This window comes from Pseudomonas syringae group sp. J254-4 (assembly GCF_032586855.1).
In the GTDB taxonomy this organism is placed as follows: Bacteria; Pseudomonadota; Gammaproteobacteria; order Pseudomonadales; family Pseudomonadaceae; genus Aquipseudomonas; species Aquipseudomonas amygdali.
In genome coordinates this window covers 33,123-50,210 of record NZ_JAWHOO010000028.1, presented here as the reverse complement: position 1 = coordinate 50,210, position 17,088 = coordinate 33,123, and the positions used below count along the sequence as shown (strand labels likewise).

Below are 17,088 nucleotides of genomic sequence, written 5' to 3'. Positions count from 1 at the left end.
CGAGCTACAAAAGCGGTCAGTTGCAGGCGGGCCCAGGGCGCTTCAGCGCAGCTTGTCAGCCAGCCAGACGCCGATGTCACGGATTTCCTCCGGTAACACTTGATGCCCCATTGGGTACTCTTGCCATTGCGCGGTTACACCCTGAGCCTTGAGGTGCTCGTACACCGTCCGGCCCATGGGGTTGTGTACCACTTCGTCATGCTGGCCATGCAGGCAGTAGGCAGGAATGCGCTGTTGGCTGGCTGAAAGTGTCATCTCATTGCTGAATGTCGGGGCATAAGTGGACAGCGCGAGTACACCGCCCAGCGGACCCTGCCAGCGTCTATAGCCTGCGTGTAACACCACCGCGCCGCCCTGGGAAAAGCCTGCCAGAAATATCCGTGACGGGTCGATGCCGCTGTCGCGTTGTTGCTCGATCAGGTCCAGCACCTTCTGTGCCGAGGCTTCCATCTGATCGTGATCAATGGCGCGGGCCTCGGAACTCATGGCCTTGATGTCGTACCAGCTTGGCATTTCATAGCCGCCATTGACCGTTACGGCGCGTGTCGGTGCCTGAGGCAGGACGAAACGTGTGGTCGTCAGCGACTCCTGCAGCATCTCGGCGACCGGAAGAAAATCATAGCGGTCGGCGCCCAACCCGTGCAGCCAGATAACGCAGGCATCCGCTGTGCCTGAAGGTTGGATGATCAAAGGTTCGCTCATGTCTGCTCCATTTGTGTGCGCTGGCTCATTTAGAGCGCATTAATAGGGTGCGCGGTTAGATTAAAAATGAAAGAAGATGTCGCAAGATTACAAGTTTTTGTCTTGACCTGTCGCTAATTCGACATAGCCAGCATGCTGGTACGGGCTTTGCTACAGCAGGACTGGAGTCGAGGCGCTCTCATCGTTCGGTAACACTATAAGGCTATTACTTATAGCGATCGAAAAGCAGCTCGGGAGTCCATGCGTCAGGATTCGCGGCACGATTCAACCTGTACCGCTCTGGTCCGGGAAAATCATGGGGTTTCAGTCCACGGGGCCGATTCTGAATGATGAAGACGAATGACGGGATGATCCCGCAGACGATTCGTGATTCAGGCCCAGCGTTGCATGACCCAAAAATAAGCCAGCACGGGTCATTAGCGCCTCACAAAGGTGCGACGCGACTTAAACACCTACACAACAAAGAGCAAACTGGAGGTTTTTGAATGAAGATGTTGAAATCCACCCTGGCTGTCGTCACCGCCCTGGCCGCATTTGGTGTAACCGGGGCTGCCAACGCCGGTGCCACCCTTGACGCTATTCAGAAGAAAGGTTTTGTTCAGTGCGGCGTCAGCGATGGCCTGCCAGGGTTCTCCGTTCCGGACTCCACCGGCAAGATCACCGGTATTGACGCTGATGTCTGCCGCGCAGTAGCCGCCGCAGTATTCGGCGACGCCACCAAGGTCAAGTTCAGCCAGTTGAACGCCAAGGAGCGCTTCACTGCACTGCAATCCGGCGAGATCGACATCCTTTCGCGTAACACCACCTGGACCAGCTCCCGTGATGCGGGCATGGGCCTGGTGTTCACCGGCGTAACTTACTACGACGGTATCGGCTTCCTGGTAAACAACAAGCTGGGCGTCAAAAGCGCCAAGGAACTGGACGGTGCAACCATCTGCATCCAGGCCGGTACCACTACCGAGCTGAACGTCTCCGACTACTTCCGTTCGAACGGCCTGAAATACACCCCGATCACCTTCGACACCTCCGACGAAAGCGCCAAGTCGCTGGAAGGCGGTCGTTGCGACGTACTGACTTCCGACCAGTCGCAACTCTACGCACAGCGCAGCAAGCTGGCCAAGCCGGACGATTACATCGTTCTGCCTGAAGTGATCTCCAAGGAGCCGCTGGGTCCTGTCGTGCGTAAAGGCGACGAAGACTGGTTCTCGATCGTTCGCTGGACCCTGTTCGCCATGCTCAACGCCGAGGAAGCCAAAATCACTTCCAAGAACGTTGAAGCTGAAGCCAAGTCGACCAAGAACCCTGACGTAGCCCGTATGCTGGGTGCCGACGGTACTTACGGCAAGGACCTCAAGCTGCCGAAAGACTGGGTCGTGCAGATCGTCAAGCAGGTCGGTAACTACGGCGAAGTGTTCGAACGCAACCTGGGCGAAGGTACCCCGCTGAAAATCAAGCGCGGCCAGAACGCTCTGTGGAATGCCGGCGGCATTCAGTACGCTCCACCTATTCGTTGATTGACCCGGCGCCCGACAGGCTTCCCAGCCTGTCGGGCGTTGTTCTGTTGGATTTTTCCTGGGGCATTTCATGGAAAAGCAAATCGTCGCACCCAAGCAAAAGCTCTCTCTGAGCGATCCGAAAGTGCGCGCGTGGTTATTTCAGATCATCACTGTCGTGGCGGTGATCGCGTTGGGCTGGTTCATCTTCGACAATACCCAGACCAACTTGCAACACCGTGGTATTACCTCGGGTTTCGGTTTTCTTGAGAACAGTGCCGGTTTCGGTATTGCTCAACACCTGATCGACTACAGCGAAGCGGACAGTTATGCCCGCGTATTCGTCATCGGCTTGCTGAATACCTTGCTGGTGTCGGTCATCGGTATTGTCCTGGCGACCTTGCTGGGCTTTGTCATTGGTGTCGCTCGCTTGTCTCCGAACTGGATGATCAGCAAGCTGGCAACTGTTTATGTCGAAGTCTTCCGCAACATTCCGCCACTGCTGCAGATCCTCTTCTGGTACACCGCCGTATTCCTCACGCTGCCTGGTCCGCGTCAGGCGCATGGTTATCTGGACATGTTCTTCGTCAGCAGCCGCGGGCTCAATATGCCCAGAGCGTTGCCGGCCGAAGGTGCATGGGCGTTCCTGATCAGCATCGTGGTTGCCGTGATTGCGATCGTGATGATGGTGCGCTGGGCCAACAAGCGCTTCGAAGCCACTGGTCAGCCGTTTCACAAGTTCTGGGTCGGTCTGGCGTTATTGCTGGTGATCCCGGGCCTGAGCATGCTGGTCTTCGGCAGCCCGGTGCATTGGGAACTGCCGCAACTGAAGGGCTTCAACTTCACCGGTGGCTGGGTGCTGATCCCGGAACTGATCTCCCTGACCCTGGCACTGACCATCTACACGGCGGCGTTCATCGCTGAAATCGTGCGTTCGGGCATCAAGTCGGTCAGTCACGGTCAGACCGAAGCTGCCCGCTCGCTGGGGCTGCGCCCCGGGCCGACGCTGCGCAAGGTCATCATTCCGCAGGCGCTGCGAGTGATCATTCCACCGTTGACCAGTCAGTTCCTGAACCTGGCGAAGAACTCTTCGCTGGCAGCAGCCATCGGTTATCCGGAAATGGTTTCCCTGTTCGCCGGTACGGTGCTCAACCAGACCGGACAGGCCATTGAAGTCATTGCCATCACCATGAGTGTGTACCTGGCGATCAGTATCAGCATTTCCCTGCTGATGAACTGGTACAACAAGCGCATTGCGCTGATCGAGCGGTGAGGAAACGCGCATGACGACTCATACTTTCAAACCTGATATGCCACCACCGGGCAAAGTGTTCGGCCCGATGGCGTGGATGCGGCAGAACCTGTTCTCCAGCTGGATCAACACCCTGCTGACCCTGTTCTCGCTCTACCTGATCTATCTGGTCGTTCCGCCGATCATCAGTTGGGCTCTGCTGGACGCCAACTGGGTCGGCACGACCAAGGAAGACTGCACCAAGGCGGGCGCCTGCTGGGTGTTCATCGAGCAGCGCTTCGGCCAGTTCATGTACGGCTACTTCCCCAATGAGCTGCGCTGGCGGGTCGACCTGACCGCCGTCCTGGCGATTGTCGGTGCTGCGCCGCTGTTCATTTCGAAGTTTCAGCGCAAGGCTGTCTACGGTATTGCCTTTCTGGTGATTTACCCGATTGTCGCCTTCTACCTGCTGCACGGCGGTGCTTTTGGTCTGACCAACGTACCGACCAGCCAGTGGGGCGGCCTGATGCTGACCCTGGTGATTGCCACCGTGGGTATCGTCGGTGCCTTGCCGCTGGGTATTTTGCTGGCGCTCGGCCGTCGCTCCAACATGCCGGCTGTGCGTGTGGTGTGCGTCACGTTCATCGAGTTCTGGCGCGGCGTGCCGCTGATCACCGTGCTGTTCATGTCGTCGGTGATGCTGCCGCTGTTCATGCCCGAAGGGATGAACTTCGACAAACTGCTACGGGCGCTGATCGGCGTGATTCTGTTCCAGTCGGCGTACATCGCCGAAGTGGTACGCGGCGGCATGCAGGCCATCCCCAAGGGCCAGTACGAAGCATCCGCGGCCATGGGCCTGGGTTACTGGCGCAGCATGGGGCTGGTGATTTTGCCGCAGGCGTTGAAGATGGTCATTCCCGGCATCGTCAACACCTTCATTGCCTTGTTCAAAGACACCAGTCTGGTGATCATTATCGGCCTGTTCGACCTGCTCAACAGCGTCAAGCAAGCCACCGCCGACCCGGCATGGCTGGGTATGGCCACTGAAGGCTATGTCTTCGCGGCCCTGGTGTTCTGGATCTTCTGTTTCGGTATGTCCCGCTATTCCATGCATTTGGAACGTAAGCTGGACACAGGCCACAAGCGTTAGGAGTTTTGTGATGAGTGAAGTTATCAATAAGCCTCTGGGCGCTGAAGGCATGATCCGCATGGAGGGCGTCCACAAGTGGTACGGCCAGTTCCATGTACTCAAGGACATCAACCTGAACGTGCGTCAGGGCGAACGTATCGTACTGTGCGGCCCATCGGGCTCGGGCAAATCGACCACCATTCGTTGCCTCAACCGTCTGGAAGAGCACCAGCAGGGTCGTATCATCGTTGATGGCACCGAACTGACTTCCGACCTGAAGCAGATCGAGACCATCCGCCGTGAAGTCGGCATGGTGTTTCAGCATTTCAACCTGTTCCCGCACCTGACCATCCTGCAGAACTGCACGCTGGCACCGATGTGGGTACGCAACATGCCGAAAAAGAAAGCCGAAGAAATCGCCATGCATTATCTGGAGCGTGTGCGTATTCCGGAGCAGGCCCACAAGTTTCCGGGTCAGCTTTCCGGTGGTCAGCAGCAGCGTGTAGCGATTGCCCGTGCCTTGTGCATGAAGCCGAAAATCATGCTGTTCGATGAGCCGACTTCGGCGCTTGACCCGGAAATGGTCAAGGAAGTGCTCGACACCATGGTTGGCCTGGCAGAAGAAGGCATGACCATGCTGTGCGTGACTCACGAGATGGGCTTTGCCCGCACCGTGGCGAACCGGGTGATCTTCATGGACAAAGGCGAAATCGTCGAACAGGCCGCGCCGAACGACTTCTTCGACAACCCGCAAAGCGATCGTACCAAGCTGTTCCTCAGTCAGATCATTCACTGAGTCAGTAGCTGCTCCACGGAAAACCGGGCCAAGCGCCCGGTTTTTTTTCGCCTGCATTTGCCATGCATCTTGTATGCAATTCTGGCTGAACCTTGTATTCGCGATGATTCTCCAACAGGATACCGCCCCCCTGAAAAGGGTCGACATACCTGATTACCGAGAAACCGATGACTGCCAAGGCTCAATCCAGCCCCCAACCGATTACCGATCAAGCCCATCCTGTTCTGAAGCGCCCCTGGCTGTTGCTGCTGGGGCTGGTGCTGGTCGCCCTCAACCTGCGCCCCGCGTTATCCAGCGTTGCGCCGTTGCTTAACGAGGTGTCCGCAAGCCTTGGGATGTCGGCTGCCGAAGCGGGTTTGCTGACCACCTTGCCGGTTTTGTGTCTGGGCCTGTTCGCGCCATTGGCACCGATTCTTGCCCGGCGTTTTGGCAGTGAACGGGTGGTTTTGGTGGTGCTCCTGACACTGGCGTCGGGTCTGGCAGTACGCAGCCTGTTCGGCGAAGTCGGCCTGTTTACCGGCAGCCTGCTGGCGGGCGCGAGCATCGGGATCATCGGCGTATTGTTGCCCGGTATCGTCAAGCGCGATTTCCCGCACAAGGCCGGGGCCATGACCGGTGTCTACACCATGGCGCTGTGCCTGGGCGCTGCGATTGCAGCCGGTTCGACGGTGCCGCTGAGCCAGTACGTCGGCGACAGCTGGCAAATAGGTCTGGGTTTCTGGCTGATTCCGGCGTTGATTGCGGCGCTGTTCTGGTTTCCACAAGCACGTGAAATGCATGGCTCACATCGCGATGTCTATCGAGTTCGCGGTCTGTTGCGTGACCCGCTGGCGTGGCAGGTCACGCTGTATATGGGCCTGCAATCGTCGCTGTCGTACATTGTCTTCGGCTGGCTGCCCTCGATTCTCATCGGTCGCGGCCTGACGCCGACCCAGGCCGGTCTGCTGCTGTCCGGCTCGATCATCGCGCAAGTCATCAGCGCCCTGGCGGTGCCCTATCTGGCCACACGCGGCAAGGATCAGCGTCTGGCGATCATGCTGGTCATGTCGCTCACACTGACCGGGCTGTTCGGCTGCCTGTACGCTCCGCTCGGCGGACTGTGGGGCTGGGCCATCCTGCTGGGGATCGGGCAGGGCGGCACGTTCAGCCTGGCGCTGGCCTTGATCGTCCTGCGCTCGCGCGACTCACATGTCGCCGCCAACCTGTCGAGCATGGCGCAAGGCTTTGGCTACACCATCGCCTCGACCGGGCCATTTGCCGTGGGCGTGGTTCACGACATGACCGGTAGCTGGAACGCGATTGGCTGGATCTTCGCAGTGCTGGGGCTGGGTGCCATCATCGCGGGCATGGGTGCCGGTCGGGCGCTGCAGGTGCAGGTGAACAGCGAGAAGGTATAAGGCCATCAATCTCTCGCCATTTTTCTCCGCGCCGCTTATCGTGCACGCATAATTCGCCAAGGGATGTGCACGCATGAACTACGAGGAACAAAGTCAGGCCAACAGCGCACTGATCACTCGCTTTTACGAAGCGTTCGCGCAACTCGATGCAGAGGCGATGAGCGCTTGTTACACCGAGGACGTGCTGTTCAGCGACCCGGCATTTGGTGAGTTGCGTGGGCCTCAGGTAGGTGACATGTGGCGCATGCTGACTTCCCGGGCGAAAAATTTCTCGGTGGTCTTCGATCAGGTGCGTGCCGATGACCGCGCGGGCACTGCGCATTGGGTGGCGACCTATCTGTTCAGTCAGACCGGGCGCACGGTGGTCAACGATATTCAGGCCCGTTTCATGTTTCGTGATGGGAAGATCTGCGAGCATCACGATCACTTCGATATGTGGCGCTGGTCGCGTCAGGCACTGGGTTTGAAAGGCCTGCTGCTGGGCTGGACGCCTTTGGTACGCAATGCCGTCAGGGCTCAGGCGCTCAAGGGCCTGAAGACCTTTTCAGAGAATCGCCGTGCCTGAGGTTGCCAGCACCGCGAGTGCGCCGACTTCCGAACAGGCGGTCGGCAAACCCTGGTTTGTCTATCTGGTGCGCGCTGCCAACGGCTCGCTGTACTGTGGCATCAGTGATGATCCGCAGCGCCGATTCGCTATGCACAAGAGCGGCAAGGGCGCGCGCTTTTTCTCTTCCAGCCCGGCAATGGCGCTGGTCTACGTCGAACAGTGGCCCAGCAAGGGTGAGGCGTTGCGTCAGGAGCGGCTGATCAAGAAACTCAGAAAAAGCGCCAAAGAGGCACTGGCAGCCAGTTACGCCTGACCCCCGATCCATGAGCGTGATGTCGTGCCATCAGCTTGAGTCTGTGGGCGGGCAGGGTACTGCGGGTTAAGCTGTGTGCTTCCCGAGTGCGCAGAGGCTGAACATGTCCGAGTTGATTCTTCACCATTACCCCACGTCACTGTTTGCCGAAAAAGCCCGCCTGATGCTGGGTTTCAAAGGCCTCACATGGCGCTCGGTGACTATCCCGTCGATCATGCCCAAGCCCGACCTGACCGCGCTGACAGGCGGTTATCGCAGGACGCCCGTGTTGCAGGCTGGCGCAGATATCTACTGTGACACGGCATTGATGGCACGCCGCCTTGAGCAGGAAAAGGCTTCGCCAGCGTTTTATCCGCAAGGTCAGGAGTTTTCGGTTGCCGGTCTGGCCGCCTGGGCGGATTCGGTGCTGTTCCTGCATGCCGTGAGCCTGGTGTTTCAGCCTGAATCTATGGCTGTACGATTTGCCAAAGTGCCGCCAGACGCTGCCAAGGCGTTCATTGCTGACCGTTCCACGCTGTTCAACGGTGGTACGGCTTCACGCCCGCCTGTCGAGCAGGTCAAGCATCAATGGCCCACGCTGATGTCACGCCTGGAGTTGCAGCTGTCGCGCGGTGGTGATTTTCTGTTTGGCGTACCTTCGATTGCCGATTTTTCGGTTGCCCATACGCTGTGGTTTCTCAAGCAAACGCCAGTGACTGCGCCCTTTGTCGATGATTATCCGGGTGTCAGTGCCTGGCTTGATCGCGTTCTGGGGTTTGGGCATGGCACGTTCAGCGACCTGAGTTCGGCTGATGCCATTGAAGTCGCCAGAAATGCAACGCCTGCGCCACTGCCCGACGAAGTCTTTGTTGATCCGAATGGCTTCAAGGCGGGCGACGAGGTCGCTGTCTCGGCAGTCGACTATGGCGTCGAGGCGGTTGAGGGTGAACTGATCTTTACCGGGCGCGAAGAGTTGATCCTGCGCCGCGAAGATGAACGCGCTGGCGTCGTGCATGTGCACTTCCCGAGAATGGGATTCCGGGTCGAGAAGCGCTGAAGGTTACGAAGCTCTGTGTTGCATGCCGTAATCTCGATTATCGTGCGACGCTCTGCGTCGCATGCCGTTCTGGACGCTCTGCGTCCTCTCTTGAGTGTGCAATGCGGCACAGATCTGTGACGCGGAGCGTCACGCAAGGCATTCCCACGCCGGAGCGTGAGGAACATAATCTCGACTATCGTGCGGCGCCACGCCGACATGCCGTAATCTCGATTATCGTGCGACGCTCTGCGTTGCACGCCGTTCTGGACGCTCTGCGTCCTCTCTTGAGTGTGCAGTGCGGCAAAGATCTGTGACGCGGAGCGTCACCCGAGGCATTCCCACGCTGGAGCGTGAGGAACGATAATCTCGACTATCGTGCGGAGCCACGCCGACATGCCGTAATCTCGATTATCGTGCGACGCTCTGCGTCGCATGCCGTTCTGGACGCTCTGCGTCCTCTCTTGAGTGTGTAATGCGGCACAGATCTGGGAAGCGGAGCTTTGGCACGGTATTCCAGGCTATTTCAATGCTGCCAGTATCTGATCCGGGTCGAATCCCCGGATCAAGGTGCCGTTGACGTCGATCAGCGGTATGCCTCTGCCACCCAGTGCTTCGTAGGCCTTGCGGCCTTCTTCGGACTTCTCGATGTCGAACTCCTGATACGCAATCCCTTTGCTGTCGAGAAAGCGCCGCGTCTGTTTGCAGTAGCCACACCAGTCAGTGGCGTACATCACCACTTTCGCCTGGCTGTAGCTCTGCGCAACGCTTGCTGGCGGCGGGTTGACGAAGTTCTCGATCTTGCCCCAGTTCTGATAAACCACCACAACCAGCATGATCAGCGCGAACTTCTTGAGAGTGCGTATCAGCATGTCGGTTACCGTCGCTTCAACTGATCGGTCAGTTGGGTCGGCAGCCCCTTGATGATCAGGGTGCCTGCGCTTTCGTCATACTCGATCTTGTCGCCCAGAAGGTGAGCTTCGAAGCTGATCGACAGTCCTTCGGCGCGTCCCGTGAAACGGCGGAACTGGTTGAGGGTGCGCTTATCCGCCGGTATTTCCGGGGACAGGCCGTAATCCTTGTTGCGGATGTGATCGTAAAACGCGCGCGGACGATCTTCGTCGATCAGTTCGGACAGTTCTTCCAGGCCCATCGGCTCGCCCATCTTGCTCTGGCTGCTGGCGTAATCGACCAGGGTCTTGGTCTTCTCGCGGGCTGACTCCTCCGGCAGGTCTTCACTTTCGACAAAGTCACTGAAGGCCTTGAGCAGGGTGCGTGTTTCACCAGGGCCATCAACGCCTTCCTGGCAGCCGATGAAGTCGCGAAAGTACTCGGAAACCTTCTTGCCGTTCTTGCCCTTGATGAACGAAATGTATTGCTTGGACTGTTTGTTGTTCTGCCATTCCGACAGGTTGATTCGCGCAGCAAGGTGCAACTGGCCCAGGTCCAGGTGGCGTGAAGGGGTGACGTCCAGCTCGGCATTCACTGCCACGCCTTCACTGTGGTGCAGCAGGGCGATGGCCAGGTAGTCGGTCATGCCTTGCTGATAATGGGCAAACAGCACGTGGCCACCGACGGAAAGATTGGATTCTTCCATCAGCTTCTGCAGATGCTCGACCGCCGTGCGCGAGAACGCGGTGAAGTCGTTGCCACCGTCCAGATACTCTTTCAGCCAGCCGCTGAACGGGTGTGCGCCGGATTCTGGATGGAACAGGCCCCATGCCTTGCCTTGTTTGGCGTTGTAGCTCTCGTTGAGGTCGGCCAGCATGTTCTCGATGGCCTGGGACTCAGCGAGTTCGGAGTCGCGTGCATGGAGAACAGCGGGCGTACCGTCGGGTTTTTTATCGATCAGGTGGACGATGCAATGACGGATCGGCATGGGCTTCTCGGCTGAAAAAGGTGAAGAGCGTGCAGCTCGGCGCAAGACGGCAAGTGTAACGCACGCGTGCGCCACTTGGCCCCGGGCAGGCTGGTTTTCGCCAGCAGGGCGTGTTTGCTGGATGTTTTTTGTGCAATTGGCATTAAAACCTGACCAAAAGGATAGGTAGAGGCGGATATTTGTCCGGCTCTGTGCTAGTTTTGCGCGGTCTTGCGCACTTAGCGCGTCAAGCATGCAGTTAGCGCACACGTAGGTCGAACCATTGCCCGGTTTCAGTATCTACACTTTCGCGATTAATCGTGGCTGCTAGCGGGTGGCCAGGTTCATTGCCTGGCCACGGGCCGACGTTGCACTCTGCAATCCAAATGAATTTGATAGGGAAGGAACACCACCATGGCTCTTACTAAAGACCAATTGATCGCCGATATCGCTGAAGCTATCGACGCGCCAAAAACTACCGCGCGTAATGCTCTTGAGCAATTGGGCCAAATTGTTGCCGACCAATTGGAAAACGGCGTGGAAATCACTTTGCCAGGTATCGGCAAACTGAAAGTTGCAGAGCGTCCGGCTCGCACTGGCCGCAACCCTTCGACTGGCGCTGCCATCGAAATCGCTGCCAAGAAAGTTATCAAGTTCGTTCCAGCCAAAGTGCTGACCGACTCGATCAACAAGTAAGCAACCGCTTGCTGTGAAAAAGCCGTGCACCGGTTAACCGGGCACGGCTTTTTTGTGGGCGTCTGATCACAGATCTGTGCCGCACGGCACACTCAAGAGAGGACGCAGAGCGTCCAGAACGGCATGCGACGCAGAGCGTCGCACGATAATCGAGGTTAAGGCATGTCGGCGGAGCGTCGTACGGTAGTTAAGATTATCGTTCCTCACGCTCCAGCGTGGGAATGCCTTGCGTGACGCTCCGCGTCACAGATCTGTGCCGCACTGCACATCCAAGAGAGGACGCAGAGCGTCCAGAACGGCCTGCCGACGCAGAGCGTCGCACGATAATCGAGATTAAGGCATGTCGGCGGAGCGTCGTACGATGTTGAGATTATCGTTCCTCACGCTCCAGCGTGGGAACGCCTTGCGTGACGCTCCGCGTCACAGATCTGTGCCGCACTGCATACTCAAGAGAGGACGCAGAGCGTCCAGAACGGCATGCGACGCAGAGCGTCGCACGATAATCGAGATTAAGGCATGTCGGCGGAGCGTCGTACGATAGTTGAGATTATCGTTCCTCACGCTCCAGCGTGGGAATGCCTTGCGTGACGCTCCGCGTCACAGATCTGTGCCGCACTGCGTACTCAAGAGAGGACGCAGAGCGTCCAGAACGGCATGCGACGCGGAGCGTCGCACGATAGTCGAGTTTACGGCCTGCCGACGCGGCGTCGCACGATAGCCCTATCAGTGGGGTGTGCGTTGTGCCTTGTCAAGGAAGGTCCAGGCCACGAAGCGGCTTTGTTTCTGGCCTTGGCCCATCTCGACTACCTTCACTTCAAGCGCGCCGGCTTTTTTCAGGGCGCTCTGGATCGGTGGCAGGTTGGATGCCTTGGACACCAGGGTGCTGAACCACACCACCTGGCCCGGCAATGTGGCGCTTTCCTGGATCAATTGGGTCACGAAGCCGATCTCGCCGCCTTCGCACCACAGCTCCTGAGATTGCCCGCCGAAGTTGAGAACCGGCAGCTTGCGCTTGGGATCAGCCTTGCCCAGTGCGCGCCATTTTCGTTGGCTGCCACGCTGCGCCTCATCCAGCGAAGCATGGAAGGGAGGGTTGCAGAGGCTCACGTGGAAGCGTTCGCTGCTGTCGAGCAACCCGAGCAGGATCTGCTTGCGATTGCCCTGCTGGCGCACGCTGATGGCCTTGCTGAGGCCATTGGCTTTGATGATCGTGGTAGCCGCCGCGATGGCCGTGCTGTCGATGTCCGAGCCAACGAACTGCCAGCCATAGTCGCTATGCCCCAGCAGCGGGTAGATGCAATTGGCTCCGGTGCCGATATCCAGCGCCTTGATGGACGCGCCGCGTGGGATCACGCCTTCATTGTCCTCGGCCAGCAAGTCGGCGAGGAAGTGCAGGTAGTCCGCACGCCCTGGAATGGGCGGGCACAGGTAATCGGCAGGAATGTCCCAATGGGCGATGCCATAGAACGCTTTGAGCAGCGCGCGATTGAACACCCGCACCGCCTGCGGATCGGCAAAGTCGATGCTTTGCTTGCCATACGGATTGAGGATCACGAACGCTGCCAGCTCGGGGCTGGATTTGATCAGCTTCGGAAAATCGTAATGACCCTGATGACGATTGCGCGGGTGCAAGGTGGCCTTTTCACGCGGCGCAGCAGGTTTGGCTGGCCGCTGAGGCTTTTTGCGCGGAGGTTTGCGGGTATCGGTCATGGGGTCGATGGTCAGCCGTGATGTCGAGTACAGAAATTCAGATAACAAAAAGCCAGCCCATAATCGGGCTGGCTTTTCTGGCCACCTTACAGGCTGGCGATGCGGGCGTGTTGCTCGGCCAGCTTGCCCAGCGCCTGTTCGGCTTCGGTCAGCTTGGCGCGTTCCTTGGCGATGACTTCAGGCGGTGCCTTGTCGACGAAGGCGGCGTTGGACAGCTTGCCGCCGACGCGTTGCACTTCGCCTTGCAGGCGCTGGATTTCCTTGTCCAGGCGCGCCAGTTCGGCCCCTTTGTCGATCAGCCCGGCCATCGGCACCAGCACTTCCATGTCACCGACCAGCGCAGTGGCCGACAGTGGCGCTTCTGCACCCTCGGTCAATACAGTCATCGATTCCAGCTTGGCGAGCTTCTTGAGCAGGTAATCGTTTTCGCTCAAACGACGCTGATCCTCGGCACTCACATTCTTGAGGAACAGTTGCAGAGGCTTGCCCGGGCCGATGTTCATTTCGCCACGGATGTTGCGCACGGCAAGCATCAGGCCCTTGAGCCATTCGATATCGTCTTCGGCAGCCTGATCAATGCGTGCTTCATTGGCCACTGGCCACGGCTGCAGCATGATGGTCTTGCCTTCTGCGCCCGCCAGCGGCGCAAGGCGCTGCCAGATTTCTTCGGTGATGAACGGCATGAACGGGTGCGCAAGGCGCAGCGCGACTTCGAGCACGCGTACCAGTGTACGGCGTGTGCCACGCTGACGTTCGACCGGTGCGGTTTCGTCCCACAGCACAGGCTTGGACAGCTCCAGATACCAGTCGCAATACTGGTTCCAGATGAACTCGTACAGCGCCTGGGCGGCGAGGTCGAAGCGGAACTGATCCAGTTGGCGGGTCACTTCGGCTTCGGTGCGCTGCAATTGCGAGATGATCCAGCGATCAGCCAGCGACAGTTCGACAGCTTCGCCGTTCTGGCCGCAGTCTTCGCCTTTGTCCAGCACGTAGCGCGCAGCGTTCCAGATCTTGTTGCAGAAGTTGCGATAGCCTTCGACGCGGCCCATGTCGAACTTGATGTCGCGACCGGTGGATGCCAGCGAGCAGAAGGTAAAGCGCAGGGCGTCGGTGCCGTAGCTGGCGATGCCGTCGGCGAACTCCTGGCGGGTCTGCTTCTCGATCTTCTTCGCCAGCTGCGGCTGCATCAGGCCACTGGTGCGTTTCTCTACCAGCGTTTCGAGGTCGATACCGTCGACGATGTCCAGCGGGTCAAGGACGTTGCCCTTGGACTTGGACATCTTCTGGCCTTGGCCGTCGCGCACCAGACCATGCACATAGACGGTCTTGAACGGGACTTGCGGCGTACCGTCCTCGTTCTTCACCAGGTGCATGGTGAGCATGATCATCCGGGCGACCCAGAAGAAAATGATGTCGAAGCCAGTGACCAGTACGTCGGTGGAGTGGAAGGTCTCCAGTGCCTTGGTCTTTTCCGGCCAGCCGAGCGTGGAGAAGGTCCACAGGCCCGAGCTGAACCAGGTGTCCAGTACGTCATTGTCCTGCTGCAGCGCGACTTCCGGCCCCAGGTTGTTCTTCGCCCGAACCTCGGCTTCGTCGCGGCCGACGTAGACCTTGCCGGATTCGTCGTACCAGGCTGGAATGCGGTGGCCCCACCAGAGCTGACGGCTGATGCACCAGTCCTGGATGTCGCGCATCCAAGAGAAGTACATGTTTTCGTATTGCTTGGGCACGAACGCGATACGGCCGTCTTCGACAGCGGCAATCGCGGGCTCGGCCAGCGGTTTGGTGGAGACGTACCATTGATCGGTCAGCCACGGCTCGATGATGGTGCCGGAACGATCGCCTTTCGGCACCTTCAGGGCGTGATCGTCGACGCTGACCAGCAGGCCGGCGGCGTCGAACGCAGCAACGATTTGCTTGCGCGCTTCAAAACGGTCCAGCCCGGCGTAGGCCGCAGGCAGGCTGCCGTCGACGCTTTCGTTCAGCGTGCCATCAAGGTTGAAAACCTGAGCAGCAGCGAGAACGTTGGCATTCTTGTCGAAGATGTTCAGCAGCGGCAGGTTGTGACGTTTGCCGACTTCATAGTCGTTGAAGTCATGCGCCGGGGTGATTTTCACGCAGCCTGTGCCGAATTCAGGGTCGCAGTAATCATCCGCGATGATCGGGATGCGGCGGCCTACCAGTGGCAGTTCGACGAACTTGCCGATCAATGCCTTGTAGCGCTCGTCCTGTGGGTTCACCGCAACGGCGGCGTCACCGAGCATGGTTTCCGGGCGAGTGGTGGCAACGATCAGGTAATCCAGACCTTCGGCGGTTTTTGCACCGTCGGCCAGCGGATAGCGCAGGTTCCACAGATGGCCTTTCTCGTCGTGGTTCTCCACTTCAAGGTCGGAAATCGCGGTGTGCAGCTTGGTGTCCCAGTTGACCAGGCGTTTGCCACGGTAAATGAGGCCGTCTTCATGCAGGCGCACGAAGGCTTCCTTCACGGCGTCGGACAGGCCGTCGTCCATGGTGAAGCGCTCGCGGCTCCAGTCGACGGACGAGCCCAGACGGCGGATCTGACGGCTGATGTTGCCGCCGGACTCGGCTTTCCATTCCCAGATCTTGTCCAGAAACTTCTCGCGGCCCAGCTCATGACGGCTCACGCCTTGCGCTTCAAGACGACGCTCCACCAGCATCTGCGTGGCGATACCGGCGTGGTCGGTGCCCGGTTGCCACAGCGTGTTGCGACCCTGCATGCGACGGAAACGGATCAGGGCGTCCATGATCGCGTTATTGAAGCCGTGGCCCATGTGCAGGCTGCCGGTGACGTTCGGCGGCGGGATCATGATGGTGTACGAGTCACCCACGCCTTGCGGAGCGAAATAATTTTCGGACTCCCAGGTCTGATACCAGGAAGTTTCGATGGCGTGCGGCTGGTAAGTCTTGTCCATGCGCGGCGGGAACCTGTGGCATTGATTCGGAAACCGGTAAGTATAGACCTGACGGCCAGCGACAAGCCATAAGCGCCGGGCCACAACTGGCAGATCTGTCAGTTGGCGGCGAGTGGGGCGAGGGGCATGATCCGGTGTTCAAGCATCGATCGCAGGGCGAATGCGGCCATGAACAAAACTTCGGAAAGCAGGCGCGTACTGTGCCGATATCGCTATGACGCGCTGGATCGTATTGCCGTCGTCGATCCCGGAGCACAGGGAGCAGTGTCGCGTTTTTATCAAAAGAACTGTTTGACGGTCGAGATACAGGGCGCAACGCGTCGCCGTGTATTTCACGGTGAAAATCGTTTGTTAGCAGAGTATGAGACTGAAGGCTCTGTTGCCCGGACGGACCTTCTGGCCACCGACCTGCAAAGCAGTGTATTGCATGCTTTGAGTTCGGAAGGGCACCAGCCGCTGGCCTATAGCCCTTACGGACATCGCTTGCCGGGCGGCCCCTTTTCCGGTTTCAACGGCGAGCGTGCGGACCCTGTGACCGGGCATTACCTGCTGGGTAACGGCTATCGCGCTTTCAACCCGGTGCTGATGCGATTCAATAGTCCGGACACTCTGAGTCCATTTGGACGGGGAGGTCTGAATGCGTATGCTTATTGTCAGGGCGACCCGGTTAACCGGAGTGATCCTGATGGGCATATTCCAGGGTTTGCGGCGGTCACGCGCGCGGCCAGGAGTTTCGCTTTTGAAGTGCTGCCTGATGAGCTCCTTGAGAATATACTCAAGCGCGTTTCTCTAGAAGACGCGGCCGCGCTGAGTGCAACGACCCCTCAAATAGGTAAGAGAGTATCAAAAATACTAAACAAGCCTTGGGTTGACATAAATGATCCCAGCGCACTGTCGACAATTGAAGGGCATTTAAGTACGACCGGGGCGCTAAGCCATGACGCTTTCTACAGCGCGCAGTTCAAGTATGTAGCGACGAGCATCGAGCAAGGATTCAGTAGAAAGATAAATAGCGTTGATCGTCAAACGCAATCGATTCTTGATCACGTGGCTGGCGTGAGTGGAAGCAGTGAGTTGCAGGCTACGCGCGCGCTAGAGCGTGCCCAGCGCTATCAGTCAGAGAGCCTGACAAGAATCACTGGGCTCATGGAAAACTACAGGAAGTTGCACAAGGAATGGAATGAACTTATCAATCGTGAAGCAGACACGGGCCGGCGTACAGCTGATATCCGCTCCACATTCAATCCTCGCTAATAACGTATCCACAC

The 17,088-nt window shown here is 58.4% G+C and carries 15 protein-coding genes; 10 read left to right on the top strand and 5 right to left on the bottom strand.

Translation table 11 applies throughout. The features are described from left to right. Positions 1 to 42: 42 nt before the first annotated feature. Positions 43 to 702, bottom strand: coding sequence for an alpha/beta hydrolase (locus RYB09_RS24240; protein ID WP_058409301.1), 660 nt, complete (start codon positions 700 to 702; stop codon positions 43 to 45). A 485-nt stretch (positions 703 to 1,187) separates the two neighbouring features. Here RYB09_RS24240 and RYB09_RS24235 point away from each other — a divergent pair, with 485 nt between their 5' ends. The 8 genes from RYB09_RS24235 (at position 1,188) to RYB09_RS24200 (ending at position 8,644) form a co-directional block, all read left to right on the top strand. Continuing rightward, on the top strand, positions 1,188 to 2,216 hold the full coding sequence (locus RYB09_RS24235) for an amino acid ABC transporter substrate-binding protein (RefSeq protein ID WP_002552268.1): 1,029 nt from the start codon (positions 1,188 to 1,190) through the stop codon (positions 2,214 to 2,216). A 70-nt stretch (positions 2,217 to 2,286) separates the two neighbouring features. Beyond that, positions 2,287 to 3,468, top strand: a complete 1,182-nt coding sequence (locus tag RYB09_RS24230) for an amino acid ABC transporter permease (RefSeq protein WP_002552269.1) — start codon at positions 2,287 to 2,289, stop codon at positions 3,466 to 3,468. Positions 3,469 to 3,478: 10 nt separating this feature from the next. After that, positions 3,479 to 4,576, top strand: a complete 1,098-nt coding sequence (locus RYB09_RS24225) for an amino acid ABC transporter permease (protein WP_058400626.1) — start codon at positions 3,479 to 3,481, stop codon at positions 4,574 to 4,576. A 10-nt stretch (positions 4,577 to 4,586) separates the two neighbouring features. After that, on the top strand, positions 4,587 to 5,351 hold the full coding sequence (locus RYB09_RS24220; protein WP_003365366.1) for an amino acid ABC transporter ATP-binding protein: 765 nt from the start codon (positions 4,587 to 4,589) through the stop codon (positions 5,349 to 5,351). A 167-nt stretch (positions 5,352 to 5,518) separates the two neighbouring features. Further along, positions 5,519 to 6,748, top strand: a complete 1,230-nt coding sequence (locus tag RYB09_RS24215) for a CynX/NimT family MFS transporter (RefSeq protein ID WP_058409300.1) — start codon at positions 5,519 to 5,521, stop codon at positions 6,746 to 6,748. Between the two features lie 73 nt (positions 6,749 to 6,821). Beyond that, a complete protein-coding gene (locus tag RYB09_RS24210) occupies positions 6,822 to 7,313 on the top strand; it encodes a nuclear transport factor 2 family protein (protein WP_058409299.1) in 492 nt (163 codons plus the stop codon). Continuing rightward, positions 7,306 to 7,608 carry a GIY-YIG nuclease family protein gene (locus tag RYB09_RS24205; protein WP_058409298.1) on the top strand — a complete coding sequence of 101 codons (303 nt, stop codon included), beginning with the start codon at positions 7,306 to 7,308 and terminating at the stop codon, positions 7,606 to 7,608. Before RYB09_RS24210 ends, RYB09_RS24205 begins: the two co-directional genes overlap by 8 nt. Positions 7,609 to 7,711: 103 nt before the next feature. After that, the gene (locus tag RYB09_RS24200; protein ID WP_058409297.1) at positions 7,712 to 8,644 is read left to right on the top strand and encodes a glutathione S-transferase family protein; all 933 of its coding nucleotides are present in this window, start codon (positions 7,712 to 7,714) and stop codon (positions 8,642 to 8,644) included. Between the two features lie 500 nt (positions 8,645 to 9,144). Here RYB09_RS24200 and RYB09_RS24195 read toward each other — a convergent pair whose 3' ends face one another. Both RYB09_RS24195 and yejK read right to left on the bottom strand, forming a co-directional pair. After that, the gene (locus RYB09_RS24195) at positions 9,145 to 9,495 is read right to left on the bottom strand and encodes a glutaredoxin family protein (protein ID WP_002552277.1); all 351 of its coding nucleotides are present in this window, start codon (positions 9,493 to 9,495) and stop codon (positions 9,145 to 9,147) included. A gap of 5 nt (positions 9,496 to 9,500) precedes the next feature. Then, a complete protein-coding gene (yejK, locus tag RYB09_RS24190) occupies positions 9,501 to 10,502 on the bottom strand; it encodes a nucleoid-associated protein YejK (protein ID WP_122258175.1) in 1,002 nt (333 codons plus the stop codon). A 393-nt stretch (positions 10,503 to 10,895) separates the two neighbouring features. Here yejK and RYB09_RS24185 point away from each other — a divergent pair, with 393 nt between their 5' ends. After that, positions 10,896 to 11,177 (top strand): HU family DNA-binding protein, encoded by a 282-nt coding sequence (locus RYB09_RS24185; protein WP_002552279.1) that lies wholly within the window; start codon positions 10,896 to 10,898, stop codon positions 11,175 to 11,177. A gap of 723 nt (positions 11,178 to 11,900) precedes the next feature. Here the strand turns inward: RYB09_RS24185 and rlmF are convergent. Beyond that, positions 11,901 to 12,887, bottom strand: coding sequence for a 23S rRNA (adenine(1618)-N(6))-methyltransferase RlmF (rlmF, locus tag RYB09_RS24180; RefSeq protein ID WP_058409398.1), 987 nt, complete (start codon positions 12,885 to 12,887; stop codon positions 11,901 to 11,903). A gap of 86 nt (positions 12,888 to 12,973) precedes the next feature. Then, a complete protein-coding gene (locus tag RYB09_RS24175) occupies positions 12,974 to 15,820 on the bottom strand; it encodes a valine--tRNA ligase (protein WP_058409397.1) in 2,847 nt (948 codons plus the stop codon). A gap of 168 nt (positions 15,821 to 15,988) precedes the next feature. Here RYB09_RS24175 and RYB09_RS24170 point away from each other — a divergent pair, with 168 nt between their 5' ends. Next, positions 15,989 to 17,074 (top strand): RHS repeat-associated core domain-containing protein, encoded by a 1,086-nt coding sequence (locus tag RYB09_RS24170; RefSeq protein ID WP_058409400.1) that lies wholly within the window; start codon positions 15,989 to 15,991, stop codon positions 17,072 to 17,074. Positions 17,075 to 17,088: the final 14 nt, after the last annotated feature.